13 protein-coding genes are annotated in these 18,128 nt (G+C 40.9%); 4 read left to right on the top strand and 9 right to left on the bottom strand.

Going from position 1 to position 18,128, the window contains the following annotated elements; translation table 11 throughout:
* Positions 1-62 precede the first annotated feature (62 nt).
* Positions 63-1,424, top strand: a complete 1,362-nt coding sequence (gene accC, locus AK823_RS06390; RefSeq protein WP_068327422.1) for an acetyl-CoA carboxylase biotin carboxylase subunit — start codon at positions 63-65, stop codon at positions 1,422-1,424.
* Between the two features lie 117 nt (positions 1,425-1,541).
* Here the strand turns inward: accC and AK823_RS06385 are convergent, their stop codons facing one another.
* Both AK823_RS06385 and leuA read right to left on the bottom strand, forming a co-directional pair.
* A complete protein-coding gene (locus AK823_RS06385) occupies positions 1,542-2,162 on the bottom strand; it encodes a hypothetical protein (RefSeq protein WP_068035573.1) in 621 nt (206 codons plus the stop codon).
* A gap of 281 nt (positions 2,163-2,443) precedes the next feature.
* Entirely contained in the window at positions 2,444-4,228 is a 1,785-nt protein-coding gene (leuA, locus tag AK823_RS06380) for a 2-isopropylmalate synthase (protein ID WP_068327419.1), read from the bottom strand.
* A gap of 204 nt (positions 4,229-4,432) precedes the next feature.
* Between leuA and AK823_RS06375 the strand changes: the two genes are divergently transcribed.
* The gene (locus tag AK823_RS06375; RefSeq protein ID WP_068327417.1) at positions 4,433-4,921 is read left to right on the top strand and encodes an Lrp/AsnC family transcriptional regulator; all 489 of its coding nucleotides are present in this window, start codon (positions 4,433-4,435) and stop codon (positions 4,919-4,921) included.
* A gap of 10 nt (positions 4,922-4,931) precedes the next feature.
* On the opposite strand, the gene AK823_RS06370 is transcribed toward AK823_RS06375, so the two are convergent.
* From AK823_RS06370 to AK823_RS06350, 5 genes are all read right to left on the bottom strand, one after another.
* Positions 4,932-6,212, bottom strand: a complete 1,281-nt coding sequence (locus AK823_RS06370) for a YbfB/YjiJ family MFS transporter (protein WP_068327414.1) — start codon at positions 6,210-6,212, stop codon at positions 4,932-4,934.
* Positions 6,213-6,322: 110 nt separating this feature from the next.
* Positions 6,323-7,675 (bottom strand): AarF/ABC1/UbiB kinase family protein, encoded by a 1,353-nt coding sequence (locus AK823_RS06365; RefSeq protein ID WP_068327411.1) that lies wholly within the window; start codon positions 7,673-7,675, stop codon positions 6,323-6,325.
* A gap of 91 nt (positions 7,676-7,766) precedes the next feature.
* Positions 7,767-8,567, bottom strand: a complete 801-nt coding sequence (locus AK823_RS06360; protein ID WP_068035563.1) for a HesA/MoeB/ThiF family protein — start codon at positions 8,565-8,567, stop codon at positions 7,767-7,769.
* A 49-nt stretch (positions 8,568-8,616) separates the two neighbouring features.
* Positions 8,617-9,540: a peptide chain release factor N(5)-glutamine methyltransferase gene (gene prmC, locus AK823_RS06355; protein ID WP_068327408.1), complete on the bottom strand. Its 924-nt coding sequence runs from the start codon at positions 9,538-9,540 to the stop codon at positions 8,617-8,619.
* A gap of 39 nt (positions 9,541-9,579) precedes the next feature.
* Entirely contained in the window at positions 9,580-11,241 is a 1,662-nt protein-coding gene (locus tag AK823_RS06350; RefSeq protein ID WP_068035559.1) for an MFS transporter, read from the bottom strand.
* Between the two features lie 741 nt (positions 11,242-11,982).
* On the opposite strand from AK823_RS06350, the gene katG reads away from it, so the two are divergent.
* Positions 11,983-14,172: a catalase/peroxidase HPI gene (gene katG, locus AK823_RS06345; RefSeq protein WP_068330189.1), complete on the top strand. Its 2,190-nt coding sequence runs from the start codon at positions 11,983-11,985 to the stop codon at positions 14,170-14,172.
* Between the two features lie 321 nt (positions 14,173-14,493).
* Complete coding sequence (locus AK823_RS06340; protein ID WP_068327405.1) at positions 14,494-15,429, top strand: LysR substrate-binding domain-containing protein; 936 nt, start codon at positions 14,494-14,496, stop codon at positions 15,427-15,429.
* 72 nt (positions 15,430-15,501) lie between these two features.
* Here the strand turns inward: AK823_RS06340 and AK823_RS06335 are convergent, their stop codons facing one another.
* Together AK823_RS06335 and AK823_RS06330 are read right to left on the bottom strand one after the other, a co-directional pair.
* Entirely contained in the window at positions 15,502-16,335 is an 834-nt protein-coding gene (locus tag AK823_RS06335; RefSeq protein WP_068327401.1) for a hypothetical protein, read from the bottom strand.
* Positions 16,332-18,023, bottom strand: a complete 1,692-nt coding sequence (locus AK823_RS06330; RefSeq protein ID WP_068327398.1) for a zinc-ribbon domain-containing protein — start codon at positions 18,021-18,023, stop codon at positions 16,332-16,334. The genes AK823_RS06335 and AK823_RS06330 overlap by 4 nt, the downstream gene beginning before the upstream one ends.
* Positions 18,024-18,128 lie beyond the last annotated feature (105 nt).

Here is an 18,128-nt window from a genome sequence, read left to right as displayed (position 1 = left end):
ATACTATATGAATAATCCATAACGATTGAATTGATCAACGCCGCTTTGACAAGGATGACCCTATGATAAAAAAACTGCTCATCGCCAACCGAGGTGAGATTGCTCTACGTATCGTACGTGCGTGTAAAGCACTTGGTATCGAGACTGTCGGTGTCTACTCCACCGCTGATGAAAACCTCATGCATCTACGCTTCGTTGATGAAGCCATCTGTATTGGCAAACCAAATGCTAGCGAAAGCTACTTAAATATCAATACTATTTTGACGGCTGCTGAAATCTCTGGTGCTGACGCCATTCATCCTGGTTATGGTTTTTTGGCTGAAAATGCTGAATTTGCTGAACGTATTGAAGAAGCTGGCTTAACCTTCGTAGGTCCTACTGCAGATCATATTCGTCTGATGGGCAATAAGGTTTCTGCTATCAATGCGATGAAAAAAGCAGGCGTACCGACTGTTCCCGGTTCAGTTGGCGCCGTTACGATGCACAATGCTGAAGAGCAAGCACGTAATATTGGCTTTCCGCTAATAGTTAAAGCGGCTTCCGGTGGTGGTGGTCGTGGTATGCGTGTCGTTGAGCGTTTTGATGACCTTATCGGTCAGGTGCAAGCCGCTAGACAAGAAGCTGAGCTTTGGTTTGGCGATGATACAGTCTATATGGAACGCTACCTACAAAACCCACGTCACGTTGAAATTCAAGTACTTGGCGATGGTAATGGTAATGCTATTCATCTGTATGATCGTGATTGCTCACTACAACGTCGTCATCAAAAGGTACTAGAAGAAGCCCCTGCTCCTGATATCCCTGATGATGTGCGCGAACCTATTTTACAAGCTTGTGTCAAAGCTTGTAAACTGGTTAATTATCGTGGCGCTGGAACCTTTGAGTTCTTATTCGAAAACAACGAATTCTTCTTTATCGAGATGAATACACGGGTGCAAGTTGAGCATACTATCACCGAGATGATTACTGGTATTGATGTGGTCGTTGAGCAGCTCAAAATTGCAGCAGGGTACGGTTTATCGTATCGTCAAAGCGAGATTGAAGTCCAAGGTCATGCAATAGAATGTCGTATTAATGCTGAAGATCCAGTGACTTTTATGCCATCACCTGGCAAGGTCACCCAGCTATATACTCCTAGTGGGGCTGGCGTTCGCTTTGACTCACATCTGTATCCGGGATACGAAATCCCTAGTTATTATGACTCACTTATTGGTAAGCTTATTTGTCATGGACAAACGCGTCAACAAGCGATTGCAAAGACGTTGCATGCGCTTGATGAGCTTGTCATTGAAGGGATTAAAACCAATATCCCCATGCATCGTGATGTAATCTTAGCTGATGAAGATTTTGTCAATGAGGCTCAAAATATACATTACCTTGAAGAAGAGCTGCTCAAATCGCAAACAACTAAAACAGCGAAATAGCCAAAACTTTTTATCGGTATTGTGGCAAACATAAAAAACCCGCTTTCTTATCAGAAAGCGGGTTTTTTATGCGTTATAAATAAATTATTAGAGGGTTTTAAATATAAAACAAACTATTTAGGGCAGTACTCTATGGAAATTCATAAAGCATTCCTTACCATCAGGATCAGCACACCACTGCATTTGATTACCATCATGGTTCAAGTAAGCAATTAGTGCCTCGTCAGTCTGATCAATTTTATTACCTGAGCAATCTACTTCATTATTATCATAGACAGTTTTGATAGCAATAATAGGTAAACCTTCTTCACGATGCGTCACCAAATAGCGACCGTAAGTCCATTCTTTACCACTCACAGCCCACATCTCATTGTCTGAGCCAAAGTTATACAACTCTCGGCACTGAGTAGATTTTTTTGTTTTTACATTAGTGCTGGTCGCTGTATTGGGTGCGACCTTAAAGACACGGCGTTCACTTTGACCCAAAACACCATCTACTGCCCCAGCCGATACCTCAGGCTCGTTACTTTCTATATTTTGAATATTACCCGACGCTATTTGCTTCGCTGCAGCTTCTTTGGTCATGGTAACATCACTATCTAAATCTATCTCCCATTGACCAGCGATGGCAGGACTAATATGCGTTGTAATTACCGACTGACTAATAGGCTCGCTATTCGAAGGTAGTGAGGCTAAAACAGCTGCTAACGTAAATGAAGCAAACGAAATAGGTTCCATAATTAACCTTATACTTATAATAATGAGTTATGTACATACATTAGTGTAAGTCCTAGATACCAAACACACAAGTAACATTATGCTATAGGTAGTCGGATGTACAACCAATAAGTCATCCAATGACGTTTACATTAATATATCTATATATTGAAAAAGTAACAAAAAACACAGTTGTTATTTATAGTTGATGTTCATAGTTAATATTTATTAACCGTAAAAAATACCGCCATGTCCCTTTAAAAGATATGGCGGTACTTTAATTCAAGTCTAACTATTTAAACTTAAGCTGCCGTCGTGCTTGGCGCTTGAGCAAATGCAGATAATGCCCCTTTTAACATCGCCGATACTGTGCTGCTACAAGTACCGATACCAGAGTAAACTTCTCCGTCAACATTAAGCTGAATGTAAGCTGCTGCATTGGCATTGGTTTTGTTATCGCTGTTATTGTCATCATCGATACCATTACCACTATTATGCTGCGGATTGATAGCATGCTCGGCATAATTGATAACGTGTATTGATTTACCAGTGTGCTGCGCAAGTCCGTCAATGAATGATGACAATGGCCCATTACCTGTTCCATCAATTATAATGGTATCGCTATTCATCTGTACTTGACCATTGAAGTAAACTTCACCGCCTTTGTTATTGACACTATAGTCTAATAACTCAAAGTTTCCTTGCTGCAAATACGTATCTTCAAAGGTCTGCAAGATTTCATCGTTCTGTAATTCGCGGGCAGCAGTTTCAGCTTGCTTTTGTACCACACCGCTAAAGTCAATTTGCATCCAGCGCGGCAAGTTAAATCCATAGTTGCGTTGCAAGATATAAGCGACGCCGCCTTTACCAGACTGACTATTGATACGTACTACATCTTGGTAGCTACGACCAATATGCGCAGGATCAATGGGTAGATAAGCGACATCCCATACATTATCAGTCTCATCTTGATGCTTCTCATTATAATCAAGAGACTTCTTGATGGCGTCTTGATGCGAGCCACTAAAGGCAGTAAATACTAGCTCACCCACATACGGATGACGTGGATGTAGCGGTAAATTATTACATTCGCTAACTACTTGTACAATTTCACTCATATTACTAAAATCAAGCTCAGGATCGATACCTTGGCTGAACAAGTTCATCGCCATGACCATGATATCCATATTACCAGTACGCTCACCGTTACCAAGTAAGGTGCCTTCGATACGATCTGCGCCAGCAAGCACACCAAGCTCAGCAGCAGCAACCGCACAGCCTCGGTCATTATGAGTATGAAGACTAATAATAACATGCTCACGCTGCGCAAGATTACGGCAAAAGTATTCAACCTGATCGGCAAAGACATTAGGCATAGACGCTTCAACGGTCGCTGGTAAGTTAAGAATAACTTCCTGACCGTTCTGCGGCTGCCAAACTTCACACACAGCATTACAGACTTCTACCGCATATTCAGTTTCAGTTTGGCTAAAGCTTTCAGGTGAATACTGGAATACCCATTCTGTCTCTGGATATTTTGCTGCATACTGCTGCAATAGCTTGGCACCAGTGATTGCAATTTCTTTAATCTCAGACTTATCTTTACCATAGACCTTTTCACGCTGTACGCGGCAGGTTGAGTTATAGACATGGACGATGGCTCGCTTTGCGCCTTTTAATGATTCAAAAGTGCGAGCAATCAAATGCTCACGCGCTTGTACCAATACCTGCAACGTCACGTCATCTGGCACATGGTTTTCTTCGATAAGTTTACGAGCAAAATCAAATTCAACTTGCGCCGCTGACGGGAAACCAATTTCAATCTCTTTAAAACCCACCTCAACTAAGGTTTTGAAAAAGCGCATTTTTTGTTCAATAGTCATCGGATCAATCAGAGCTTGATTGCCATCACGTAGATCAACACTCGCCCATATTGGCGATGTTTCAATAGTTTTACTTGGCCATGTTCGATCTGACAATGAAGGTGCAAACGCAAATGGACGATATTTACGGAAATCGAAAGCAGCGTTTTTGGGCGTAATCTTTGCAGTACGTGTGGTCGCATTGCGGGTGGCTTGGTCAGACATAATCAATCCTTTTAGACGATATGATGAGCTAGATATATATCTAACTAAATGGCGTTATCATAAGAGATAATAGTTATGTCATTATAATAGCAAAGATTTTGAAGTGAAAAGCAGCTTTATTAAACAATTTTATAATCATTATTAGTGATTATCGCTAATTTTATAGATATAATCAGTGCAAACCACTAATACTAGATAAAAACGATGACTGTTAATCAATTTGCCCATCAGATTACACATACTATCGACGATATTGACAAACGTCTTTTACGTCTATTACAGACTGACGCACGGATGAGCATTACTGAGCTGGCTGAAAACGTTAACCTATCAGCTACTCCCTGCGCACGCCGTATCAAACGTCTAGAAGACGCAGGCATTATCACTGGTTATCATACTCAGACAGACGCAGAAAAGCTTGGCTATCCGCTCGCTATATTTATCGCTATTAGTATGGATCGCCACACAGCTGAGCGTTTTGAGCAGTTTGAAAAAAAGGTGCAAAGCTTCGATGAGGTTATCAGTTGCAGCATCGTTACAGGCCGTTCTGAAGACTACTTAATTAAAGTACGAGTACGCGATATGGCACACTATGAGGAGTTTTTATTACATCGGCTAAATCGTATTGAAGGCGTTGCACAAGTACATACTAGCTTTGAGTTACGAGAAGTTTTTAGCCGCAGCATTGTCTAAAAAACTACTTTTAAGAATAACTATTACGTTGCCGACGAAATAGCGCTATTAGAAAAAGTCCAACTAGCAGCCCAATAGCAGCGACTAATAGGCCTGCATTAAAATTATCATCCTGCCCTGCTAATGCGACCGTCACTAATGGTCCAATAAACTGACCGAGCGCATAGGCCAAAGTTGCCAATCCTATCAGCAAATTAGAGTAGGCTGGATTGATATTTTTGATAATATTCAAGGTCATTGAAACCATACCAACAAAGGTTAATCCTAAAATTACCGCATTCGCGTATAAGCCAAATGCACCCTTGGACCATAAAGGTAAAAGCATCCCAAATGCTTGTAATAAGGTTAAACCCATCAAGGTTTTGGTCTCACCAATACGTTTAGCAAGCGCGCCCCACAAAGGATTGGACAGCATCGCAAAAATACCAACCAGCAACCAAATAAGCAGCCCAGCATAACTTTGGGTTGTAAGCCGCTGTGCTGCCATTACTGGCAAAAAGGTCGCTGATGTAATATAACCAAAACCTGCCAGCACATAGCTTGCTGACAACAGCATAATTGCTTTGGTATGTCCGGTGACTGCTTCGTATAATGAACGTTTAAAATTAATATAGGTTTGGCGTATAGATCGGTGCGCAGCATTGGACGATGAGTTTGCCAGCCGTGTCTCGCCAGATGCAGTTGTATTTGTATCTGCATTTATTAGTCGTATGCCATAGAGTAGCCAGAGCAATGGCAAACTACTCACGCCTGCTACCAGCCAGATAATATCAAAATGATAGCCAAGCAACAATAACCACCAAGTCAATACGGCTGAGAGGCTAATACCTACTCCTATCCCCGCATAATGTAATGCCGAAAGCACAGAGCGGCGCTCATTGCTAAAGCTTTGAATCACCAATGATGAGCTCAAAATCATCGCCACCCCACTCGCGATACCTGCTAGCAAACGAATAACATACCATAGGTTTAATGACATCTCCGGCACGACGAGCAGCATAGTCGTGAACACACTAACAATCGTCCATAGCATTAGCATTTGCCATGTGAGTCGCTGCGGGACAAACATGGCGATGAGCGCACCGATAAAGTAGCCAACATAATTAACTGAAGCTAGCCATCCAGCAATGGCCGTCGATAACGACAATTGAATCATGATATCAGGCAAGGTGGCCGTAAATAAAAAGCGCCCATAACCCATTACCACCGCCAGACAGTAAAGACCTATCCAAGCGATGGTAATTTCATTGGTAATAATAGGAAGAATGCGGCTTTTGAGAGCAGTCATCATGACAGAGCCAATTTGTGGTAATGGGCACACAATCCTTTGTGTTAAAAATCTACAGATAATACTTAAAATCGGAAATACACTATAAAAACCGAATAAAAGCTACTTAAAAACTACGAAACGTTAAGTGCGGGCGTTGAAGGTTGCTCTGTATCGGTCTGCCCTAATATCTGTACCCGTTGGTCGCTAAACATATCCATATCAGGGGCTAAAGTACGCATAAACCGATCAAAATACAACAGCTGCTTGGTCAGTAAAGCGAAATCACGTGGGAAATGAATACCATGACGCTTACCCACTTCAACGATTTCAAGCATCATTTGATTCAGCTCATCAGCCTGCTCTTTACTGTTAAAAGGCACACCGCTTGTAAACGTAATATCTTCTGCCATGATGGTTTTCATCATGCGTTGTAAATCATTTGCTAAATCAAGCTCATCGACATTACTACGACCACGGGTCATCTCCATATCGATCATATGCTGTGCCATTGCTTGATAGTTATTATCTTGCAAGGCCTGCATCATGCCCATACAGGCACGCCAACTTTCGGCCTTTAGTTTGCCCACAATACCGAAATCCAAAAAGCCAATTCGGCCATCGGTTAAGAGCATTAAGTTGCCTGCATGCAGGTCAGCGTGGAAACTATTGCAGAACATAAGGCTTGCAAACCACGTATTCAACGTATCTGCCATCACTTGCGCTGGGTCATCACAATACTGGCGCATTGCCGTCTCATCAATCATAGAGACGCCATGTAACCGACTCATAGTCAGCACGCGCTTAGTGGTCAGCTCATCATAGACTTCTGGCGCAACCACCTTGGTATTCCCTGATACAGCCAAAAACTGCTGAAAATCACGAATATTTTGAGCTTCAGCAATAAAGTCAGTTTCGGCAAGCATGCGCAAACGAATCTCATCGATAATCGGTGCAATACTGGCAAACCTCATCGAAGGCATTAGCAGCTCAATCAGTTTGGTCACCCCATGCAACACTCCCAAATCGGTTTGCATGATGGTTTCGACTTCAGGCTTTTGTACCTTTAATACCACTTCATCACCATTATGCAAACGCGCGGCATGCACTTGGGCGATGGAGGCTGAGGCTAATGGTTTTTCATCAATAAATGCAAACTTATCAGCCAGCGTTTGCCCATCGACTGCCAGCTCAGCCGTCAATACCTGCTTGATGTAAGCGTAGGATAATGGGGTCGTTTGATCCAAACAATCTTGAAACGCTTCTACATATTCACGCGGGAATAAAGATGGCGTACTGGCTATAAACTGGCCGATTTTAATATAAGTAGTACCAAGCTGCTCAAAGGTATCCTTTAATAGTCTTGCATCAGGCTTCTCGCCTTTTGCGACTCTTAGCGCAGATAAGCCAGCGACACTAACCGTCTGACGCATACGGTTAACCACATTGAACGAATGCTTTAGTAAATGAGGGCGATGAATTTTCATAAGAAACAACTATGGTAATAAAAAGAAGGGATAAGAATAAGTAAAGTAAAATATGAACGAGTTGAACGCTTGCTAATGGTCTGCTTAAAAATCATTGGGAAAAATTGGCACAAACCGGACAATGAACATCTTGTCGGTAGCCCATCAACCGTTGCTGCATCTGGCTACCATCCCATATTAGCAGTTTGTTTGTCAGTGGATTTTTGGTTAATCCCAAATACTGCAACGCAGCATTGGCCTGCAAATTACCCATGATGGCTGTCGTGCTGGCGAGCACCCCTGAATTGGCACAGGTACGTTCATCAGCCTCTGCATCAACTGCTACTGAGCCAAACACGCAATGATAGCAGCCTGTATTAAGATGCGGCTCATACAACGCTAATTGTCCCTGCATGGCTATCGCTGAGGCAGATAATAAAGGGATCTGGTAGCGCACACTAATGCGATTAATGATGTCACGCGTCGCAAAGTTATCGGTACAATCCAATAAAAGATCAGGCTTACCTGTCGCCATATCAAGCAAATCATAAGCATTGTCTTCACTCAGCCGTGCAACCGTACCACGAGCAGTTATTAAAGGATTAATCCTCTCTAACATTTCGGCAGCGGTCAACGCTTTGGGCTTACCGATATCTTCAGGTAAGAATAGCGTTTGCCGCTGTAAATTGCTTGCCTCAATCTCATCATCATCAATCAGATGAATTTGCCCAAGTCCTGCACGTACTAAGGTCTCAGAAGCCGGACAACCTAAGCCGCCTGCGCCTATCATGACCACTCGCGATACTTTTAAACGTAGCTGCGCATCGATATCCCAGCCCTCGAGCAATACCTGCCGCGCATAACGCATCAACTCATCATCTGATAGCGCAACTGTCTCTGCTGAATAAGTCATATTTACTACCAAAGTTATTACTTAGGAAACTGCACATTAAAGCCAGTCTTCAAATTTGTCCAAGCGTTACTCGATCATTGCCGCCAAAATCCTGCACCGTTTGTACCGCTGTAAAGTTATTATCTGACAATATTTGACGTACTGCTTCACCCTGGTCAAAACCATGTTCAATCGCCAACAGTCCACCTTTATATAAATATTGCGGCGCTTGCTGGACAATATGCTCTATATCGGCCAATCCATGATTAGGTGCACTCAAAGCACTAATAGGCTCAGCCTGCAAACAAGTTAAATGCTCGTCCGACTCATCAATATAAGGCGGATTTGAGACAATCACATCGAATAAACTCTCGTCCTGAGTAGACAGCTCGTCATACCAGCTGCTTTGTACAAACTCAATATTGGCGACATCATTGATAACGCCATTATGTTTAGCAACTTTCAACGCTTCTAGCGATAAATCAACTGCTACCGTTTGCCAATTACCATGTTTCGATTTGTGTTTTAACTCATGTGCCAAGCTAATGGCAATACATCCTGATCCAGTACCCAAATCTAACAAGCGCTTTGGTTTATTATCATCACCTACATTTTTTAGCTGAGAATGTATCCAATTTAAAACTTGTTCGACCAAAATTTCAGTGTCAGGTCTAGGAATTAACGTATGCTCATTGACGGTAAAGTTGAGCGACCAAAACTCTTGCTGTCCCGTTAAATAAGCGAGCGGTGTACCTGTTTGCATCTGAACCACACCTGCATAGAACTGCTCATACTCGGACTCAGTCAGCTCATAGCTTTCATCAGTGATTAAGAATATGGCAGGCTTATCCAACACATGTAGTAGCCAGTCTGTTATCCAAAACTTAGGCATCTCATTTACTGAAACCCCAGCTGCCGCTACATTTTCCATTGGTTGATGGCTTTGCTGCTTGATTTGCTTTACTGTCATGTTCTGTACTTTAGGTAGTATCATTACTGACTCTTAAAAATCGTTTATTTGCTTATCTCAGGCTTAATCGGTAGCCCGTGGTGGCTCATTGGTATTTGTCAAATTAGGGTTCGCCTTCGTTAGTATCGGTTTACCATTATTATCACCATCATTATTAGTGTCATCGTCGCCATAAATGTCGTCATTATCACCAATGACAATATGCTTATCGACAAAATAAATTAATGCCAAAATAGGAATACCAATAGCGAAGGTAAAGATAAAGAAGAACGGATAACTGGTGCTATCAACGATGGTACCAGAATAACCACCCAGTACCTTTGGCAATAAGGTCATGAGTGATGAAAATATCGCATACTGTACAGCGGTAAAGCGAATAGAGGTCAGTGCAGACAAGAAAGCAATGAATACAGCACTAGCAAGACCTGCAGCAAGGTTATCAAAGATCACAGCTAGATACATGTAAGGCATGCTACCTGGATGATATGTCAACAATACGAACAACAAGTTGGTGGTACAAGCCAATATTGCCCCGACCATCATTGCCTGCATCATACGCAGTTTTTGTGCCAATAACCCACCTAAAAAGCCGCCAGCAATCACCATAATGACGCCGACCAATTTGACAGCATTTGCAATATCAGTCTTAGTAAAACCCATATCCTGATAGAAAACGTTGGAAATCACACCTGCGACAATGTCTGAAATACGATATAAACCAATAAGTGCTAGGAGCAATAATGCTTTTTTACCATAACGACGGAAAAAGTCAGCAATAGGCTCAACCCAAGTTGTTTTGGCGACTTCTGCTTCTACAAGATTGACCTTCACTAACCCATAACCAATAATCAAGGCAACTATTAAGCTCAATACCATACGTACTAATTCATACAGAAACCCTAAAAGTGCACTTTCTGTTTCGGGCAATAACGATCCCAAATTAGCAAATATGAATACAAAGCCTACGACCGATAATGCAAATACCAATACTAAACGCGAATAGTCCGAGGTTTTACGTTCAACACGCACCTGATTACTGACTGGTTCATGAATGATCAAAGTGGTCGCTACACCAATTCCCATAACCCCTGCCATGACCCAGTAAGTATTACGCCACGCCTCATAACTATAAAACGTTTCAGTTGAGCCAAAATAATCTGCTAAATATAGCGCGCCTGCCCCTGCGACAATCATCCCTAAACGATAACCAGCCGTATACATCGCCGATAACACTGACTGGAGGCTTGGTGGCGCAAGCTCAATACGGTATGCATCAATGACAATATCTTGGGTAGCAGAAGAAAAACCAAGCAATACTGCGCCAATTGCCATATAAACAAGGCTGCCTTCATTGGTTGGGTTGACACTAGCCATGAGGCAAATCGCCAAAATAATCATCAACTGAGCGACTAATATCCAGCTACGACGTCGACCTAGTAGTTTGGTTAATATGGGAAGTGGTACTGCATCGACTAATGGCGCCCAAATAAATTTGAACGAATAACCAAGCGCTGCCCAACTAAACATCGTTACTACGCCGCGATCAATACCTGCCTCACGCAACCATAATGAAAGACTTGAAAATATAAGCAAAATGGGAATACCAGCAACAAACCCTAAGAACAGCATGATAATAGCGCGCCGGTCGAGATAGGCTTTGGCCGCGTCTCCCCATGACTTTTTGGCGACTGGAGGATTTGGGGGCACAGGTTGGACAGCAGACATAACAACTCACCAAAACTTGAGACAAAGAACACAACTATGCACAACTTTTATCAATCGTTAGCAGCAATAATTGATACTAAAAATCGATAAAAGTTGCTTAGAGTTGCATAAAGAAAGCCACACTTGCAGCAAAATTGAATTATGGTACTTCAGAACGCCTACCTTGACTAGACATTCTAACGATATTTTTGCATTAAAACGCTTGAGAACTATCTCAACAACCATATGTCAATTTACATAGTAAATCTATGTAGCATTAGCTTGCAGAAATATTAATTAATAGCTATTTATTACACAATTTTTCATTACTATCATTAAGGATTAATGTAACGTCATAGCTTTCTATCGCAATATAATAAAAATACAGCAGTAGAATGAAAAAAAATAATCCTAAAATTTTTTATGACGATTGAATTACGATGAGTTATATAAAACTTATAATTCTTATATATGAGTTTTATAAATAAACAGTCTTTATATATGCTTTATGTATGACCGATAATTATCGTAATTAGCCAGTTATCTTATTTACCACAAGAGCCTAGGAGTTATACGATGTCCAACTCGACCCCAACTGACAAAAATGCACCACTAGAAACTGGACGTTGCCCAGTTGAACACGGTAGTGACGATGCTCACAATAATGTCGCAACTAACACGACCTACGATCAAGGCGATGATAAAGGTCCAACTATCCATAGTGAAAACGTAGACCAATCACATGCACCGCAACGTCCTAGCATGGGCGGCTGCCCTGTCATGCATCAAGCGCACACCACCACTGCTTCTGCAGCAACCGACTGGTGGCCGAATAGCTTGAATTTAGATATCTTACATCAGCAAGACCAAAAAACTAATCCAATGGGTGCTGACTTTGACTATGCTGAAGCATTTAAACAGTTAGATTTAGAAGCCGTCAAACAAGATTTGAAAGCTTTGATGACTGAATCACAAGAATGGTGGCCAGCAGATTGGGGTCATTATGGTGGTCTGATGATTCGTATGGCTTGGCATTCGGCTGGTACTTATCGTAGTGCTGATGGTCGTGGCGGGTCTAATACAGGCAATCAACGCTTTGCACCACTGAACAGCTGGCCTGACAATGTTAACTTAGACAAAGCACGTCGCTTATTATGGCCTATCAAGAAAAAGTATGGCAATAAATTATCATGGGCTGATTTGATGATTTTGGCTGGTAACATGGCCTATGAGTCGATGGGATTTAAAACCTTAGGTTTCGCTGGTGGTCGCGCTGACATTTGGCATCCAGAAAAAGATATTTACTGGGGCTCTGAGCGTGAATGGCTTGCTGCAACTGAAAATCGCTACGAGAGTGACCAAGAGCGCACATCACTCGAAAACCCACTCGCAGCGGTACAAATGGGTTTGATCTATGTCAATCCTGAAGGGGTCGATGGCAACCCTGATCCACTAAAAACAGCTCAAGATATGCGCACAACCTTCGCCCGTATGTCGATGAATGACGAAGAAACGGTAGCATTGACTGCTGGTGGTCATACCGTTGGTAAGTGTCATGGTAATGGCGATGCAACGATACTAGAAGATGAGCCAGAAGCTGCGGATATGGCTGAACAAGGCTTAGGCTGGCATAATCCTAAAGGTAAAGGCAATGCAGGCGATACGGTTTCGAGTGGTATTGAAGGCGCATGGACTACCAACCCAACCCAATGGGATCATGGTTATTTTGAGCTACTCTTAGGTCATAACTGGGAATTAACCAAAAGCCCAGCAGGCGCATGGCAATGGGAGCCTACCGATATTCGTGAAGAAGATCGCCCATTAGATGCGCATGACCCAAGTGTACGCCGTAATCCGATCATGACCGATGCTGATATGGCACTGAAAAAAGACCCTATCTATCGTGAGATTTCAGAAAAATTCCATCAAAATCCAGAGTACTTCGATGAAGTATTTGCTAAGGCTTGGTTTAAACTGACGCATCGTGACTTAGGACCAAAAGCTCGCTACTTAGGGTCAGATGTGCCAAGCGAAGACTTTGTATGGCAAGATCCTATTCCGACAGGCAATACTGAATTGACGATTGATGATATGGCGACTTTAAAATCGCAAATATTAGACAGCGATTTGAGCCGCCGAGAGTTGATTATCACTGCTTGGGATAGCGCTCGTACTTTCCGTGCCTCAGACTATCGCGGCGGTGCTAACGGTGCGCGCATTCGTCTTGCGCCGCAGAAAGACTGGATCGGTAATGAGCCAGCACAACTACAACGCGTGCTTGAAACATTGACACGTATTCAAGCTGAGTTTGAAAAAGATGTTAGCTTAGCTGACCTCATTGTTCTAGCTGGTAATGCTGCGATTGAACAGGCTGCAGTTGATGCTGGCGTAGATATTAATGTGCCATTTAAAGCAGGACGCGGTGATGCTGAAGAAGCAATGACCGATACTGAATCTTTCGCAGATTTAGAGCCATTGCACGACGGTTATCGTAATTGGGTACAAGGCAACTATGCCGTAGCGCCTGAAGAAATGCTGCTTGATCGCACTCAATTAATGGGATTAACTGCTCCTGAGATGGTGGTATTAATCGGTGGTATGCGTGTTTTAGATACCAACCATGGTCAAAGTCAACAGGGCGTTTTTACTAAGAGACCTGGTGTGCTTACTAATGATTTCTTTGTTAATCTAACTGATATGAACTATACGTGGCATCCAGTCAAGACAAGCAACGATACACCTCATACCTCTAATCTTTATGAAGTACGCGAGCGTGGTACCGGAAAAACAAAATGGCAAGCAAGCCGTGTAGATTTGGTGTTTGGTTCAAACTCAATACTACGTGCTTATGCTGAGCTATATGCGCAAGACGATAATTTAGAAAAATTCGTCAATGATTTCGTCCGCGCTTGGAGCAAGGTCATGAACGCGGATCGTTTTGATATCGCATAAGGATTTTGTTTATCTAGATTAATCGCAATTATTAGATATAGAATAAATTTTTTCTAACACTAACGTAATAACCCTTATTCCACAAACAGCTACCTTCTAGAAGATAGCTGTTTTTTTGTTTATGATATTGGTCTCATTTAGGCTCATTGCTTCACATTGTACAAAGCAACTCCTCTATATTCCTAATTATTATAAATTGATAGCTATTTATTATATACAAGAATAATAGATTTGATTTACACTGGTCGCTTACTGCATATTTATACGTTTTTATTTTTATATACAGACAGGGTTTGTATATTTATACAATAGGATTAAGTTATGGCAATCGACGTAGTGGTCAATCAGCGGCATCTACAAATCCAACTCAAACAGTTGGAGACGGTGTGGCATACGGTGATTAATGGCTATAACCTAAGTCAAGCAGCGACGGTATTGCATACCAGTCAGTCAAGCTTATCAAAGCATATTGCTGCACTTGAGAACCAACTCAAAACCGAAGTGTTCGTCCGTCAAGGCAAACGCTTAACTGGTCTTACGACCATGGGCACCGCGCTGATGCCGCATATTGAGTCTATCTTTGCTGAAATTCGTACGATTGAGAACCTTAGTCTTGATTTTAATAATCCAAATATTGGTACGTTAACGATTGCCACCACTCATACGCAAGCACGTTATGTATTGCCACAAGTGGTTAAAGAATTTAAAGAGCGTTTTCCTAAAGTTAATTTAATCCTGCAACAGGCTGACCCTGAGACTATCGCGCAGATGGTTATTCGTGGGCAGGCCGATATCGGTATTGCAACCGAGTCGTTGCTCCATAACAATTATCTACGCTGTTATCGCTATTACGATTGGACGCACCGTATTATTGTACCGAGTGATCACGAGCTTGCCGGACAAGAATCCATCGACCTACCTACTCTCGCCAGCTATCCGATAGTAACCTATCACGGGGGTTTTACGGGACGCAGCGCTATTGATAAAACCTTTGAGGCTGCAGGGTTAGAGCCTGACATTGTATTAGCAGCGCTCGATGCTGATGTGATAAGCACCTACGTCGGTCTTGGTTTAGGAATTGGTATTATCGCTGAAATGGCTTTTGAGCCAAGTCATTACCAAAATTTAACGGCTATTCCAGTAGATCACTTTGGTCGCTTTACCAGCTGGATGGCTGTACGTGATGATGCAGAAATTCGCCAATATGGCCGTGCTTTTATGGAGCTGTGTCAAAAGCAGTTTGATTATAAAGAATAGGAACTACATAATAGTTGGGATTTTTAATAAATAATTATCAAGAAATTAAATATTTCGAAAAGCATTTTTATATTATGATGCGTTTGTTCTAGCAATTTGATTTCTTGCTTTTATTTGCGAAAGAGAATCACTAATCAATCCATTACTTTGATCAAATTCAGAAAAAAATAAACCCCATACATTTTTGAAAAGGGGATTTAGATTGTGTCCTTGATAAGCAGGTGTTCTCGGCCACTCTTTCAGCCATTTAGTAGCTATGTTTATAAACAATTCTATGTTGACCGCACATACAAGAGCAGTACAAACTTCTGCAGCTTCTTGAAGTTCAGAATAGCCAACCTTTATCTTGACGGAGTTCCTAGAGTTTGGAAGCTCCAAATTAACTGCATTTTTTCCTGCTAGTAAGCCAGCACTATGGACGATGGCATGTCTTAATTCACATAGTTTTCCAAACTCATCTAGAGGAGTAGAAATTTGGTTACTGCTTGAAATATTTATCCCAACTAAATCATTAAGGTTTTTCTTTACTGTTTTTGGATCAGAGAACGAGGTATTTTCAAAAGCTCCTTTTTCCATCTCACCGAAACCGATCCAAGCTGTTGCTAAATTCAAGCTCTTTGTTGCACTTTTTTGCTTTGCTTTAGGACAAATAGTAATAACACCAGCTAAGACCTCACGAAAATAATTTTCCGTAAGAGAAATTAAACCAACTAACACAAGAGGTGGTATTGATATATTTGAGATCGCATAGTCAGGAGTGATCGCTCTCAAAAGGTTATTTCTTTCTGTATAAAAGCTATCAATAGGTGATTTGGATACTGAGCAAATGTCAACGTAGTCGGTTATGTTCTGTATTGTCACCGTAGAAGCGCATGCACTCACTGATTTTTTCCAGTCAAGTGTCATGATATATACTCTTCTGCTAAGTGATAAATCTTAGTAGCCCAATGAGTTGCAATTTGTGGAACTGATAAGAGCTCTTTGTGACCAATATCATGTAAAATATCACGTACAAGTCTAATTCCTGAATTTGATTTAATAGCTTTTATCCTGATAGTAGTTAATGGAAGCACGTCAATTTCCTCATTTACTAATTCCTCATAAATTGAAGCTGCTTTTAAAGGTGAGCCACAATTAGAACAGAATCTCGCTTCGTCATTACTTCTTTCTTTACCACAGTTTTGACACGCAGGCATTTTGAGTTTTAGTGCTGGTCCATTTTCTGGTATTAAGTAATCAGATTTAGTTCTAGTAAACTCATGAGCATTGCGATTTCTCAATGCGATCGCAATATCATCAGTTTTAGTCGCTTTGGAGGCAAGAATAGCATTATTATCAATAAGAGCAGCTAAGTTAATGATGTATATTTCAAAAACCCCCTTTTCTCCTCTACTAATTTGTCCTTTATGACTAGCCAAACCAGCATATTGAAAAAAACCTAATATTTTCTTTAAGTCAGAACTCAATTCCTTTTTAATTGCAATCGAAATACTTTTTCTTTCTACTACTTTATCTTTATTATATACCTTGATTAAATCAATAATTTTGTTAAATACGTCATTTCCTTCCTCTACATAATTAATATATGTAGGTAATTTCTTTTCAAGTGATGTATATACTGCAAGAGTACTTTTATTACTTTGCTTAACTTGCGCAAGTAATTTAGTACGATTAAAGGATATATTGTATCTATACAAATTGTTAATCTCTTCTTCAAAATAGAAGCTTCTAACCATATTCAGTAATATTCTTGGTATTCCGAAAGCTGCATAACACATTATTGTTAATAACGACTCTTCTTTTGTAAGCGTTTCATAAACTTCTTGTGGCAACCTTCTAGAGAGCATTGTGGTCATGAACCACATATAATTTTCCCCTTCAGGATTTACCCATGCATTAATTTCTTCTGCATCATGACCTACATTAAAAGTTGATGGAAAATTAGTAACACCTGGATATATCGCTGCTTTTGGTGATATTTTTCGACTTTTAATTTTTCTGAAAAACTCAAAAAAATCATGTTGTTGTTCTGGTGAAAACGCATGTGCTGCATCGTCTAAAAGAATGACACATCTGGGTTTTTCTGTTAGGGACATTACATAGTTGATATCGTCTTCAAGATTATATGTGGTTAATTCGATACTTTCTTTTTCAGCTTTAGCTATTTCTCCTAATTCCAGTAATCCTAAAATTTTCTTCGCAAAATCTAACTCGACACTGAGATGCAGTTCATCTGAAAAACCTACATCAGTAAAGCCATTATAAATACCTTCATATATTTTCAAGTACATCCACTGAGAGAACCAAAAACCACCATTGGCTTTGCTTTTATAAACTGGCTCCAATTTTAACGAAGATTTAAAATTTACGTATATAGGGAAAGCTCCGCTAACTCCTTTTTTTGAAAGTTTATTGTAAGCTTTGAGCATTAATGTGGTTTTTCCGCATCCTCGAGGACCAGTTAAAAGCTTTGCACCTGATTGCGTCAGCTTTTTTATAATAATATCTTCGTTGGGGTGATCACTTGACCACTCAATAAAATCAGCAGGCTGAATGTATTCAGCCTGCTCAATAAAAACACCACTGTTTTCCATTATAATATTTCCAAAGTTTTACACATATAGTTCTAAGTTTATTTCAATAAAACATCAGTCGCTTAACGTAATATTAAAATATGTAGCTTGAAAAAAAGCTCAATT

The organism is Psychrobacter sp. P2G3, from assembly GCF_001593285.1.
In the GTDB taxonomy this organism is placed as follows: domain Bacteria; phylum Pseudomonadota; class Gammaproteobacteria; order Pseudomonadales; family Moraxellaceae; genus Psychrobacter.
Note: the sequence above shows the minus strand (reverse complement) of the source record. Positions and strands in the feature narration are given on the sequence as shown.

What these genes read in the sequence shown, in the direction of transcription:
- AK823_RS06335 (WP_068327401.1), bottom strand. Translation starts at nt 16,335, where the DNA reads ATGACACTTGACTGGAAAAAATCAGTGAGTGCATGCGCTTCTACGGTG.
- AK823_RS06365 (WP_068327411.1), bottom strand. Translation starts at nt 7,675, where the DNA reads ATGAAAATTCATCGCCCTCATTTACTAAAGCATTCGTTCAATGTGGTT.
- accC (WP_068327422.1), top strand. Translation starts at nt 63, where the DNA reads ATGATAAAAAAACTGCTCATCGCCAACCGAGGTGAGATTGCTCTACGT.
- prmC (WP_068327408.1), bottom strand. Translation starts at nt 9,540, where the DNA reads ATGATACTACCTAAAGTACAGAACATGACAGTAAAGCAAATCAAGCAG.
- AK823_RS06350 (WP_068035559.1), bottom strand. Translation starts at nt 11,241, where the DNA reads ATGTCTGCTGTCCAACCTGTGCCCCCAAATCCTCCAGTCGCCAAAAAG.
- leuA (WP_068327419.1), bottom strand. Translation starts at nt 4,228, where the DNA reads ATGTCTGACCAAGCCACCCGCAATGCGACCACACGTACTGCAAAGATT.
- AK823_RS06385 (WP_068035573.1), bottom strand. Translation starts at nt 2,162, where the DNA reads ATGGAACCTATTTCGTTTGCTTCATTTACGTTAGCAGCTGTTTTAGCC.
- katG (WP_068330189.1), top strand. Translation starts at nt 11,983, where the DNA reads ATGGGCGGCTGCCCTGTCATGCATCAAGCGCACACCACCACTGCTTCT.
- AK823_RS06360 (WP_068035563.1), bottom strand. Translation starts at nt 8,567, where the DNA reads ATGACTTATTCAGCAGAGACAGTTGCGCTATCAGATGATGAGTTGATG.
- AK823_RS06330 (WP_068327398.1), bottom strand. Translation starts at nt 18,023, where the DNA reads ATGGAAAACAGTGGTGTTTTTATTGAGCAGGCTGAATACATTCAGCCT.
- AK823_RS06340 (WP_068327405.1), top strand. Translation starts at nt 14,494, where the DNA reads ATGGCAATCGACGTAGTGGTCAATCAGCGGCATCTACAAATCCAACTC.
- AK823_RS06375 (WP_068327417.1), top strand. Translation starts at nt 4,433, where the DNA reads ATGACTGTTAATCAATTTGCCCATCAGATTACACATACTATCGACGAT.
- AK823_RS06370 (WP_068327414.1), bottom strand. Translation starts at nt 6,212, where the DNA reads ATGATGACTGCTCTCAAAAGCCGCATTCTTCCTATTATTACCAATGAA.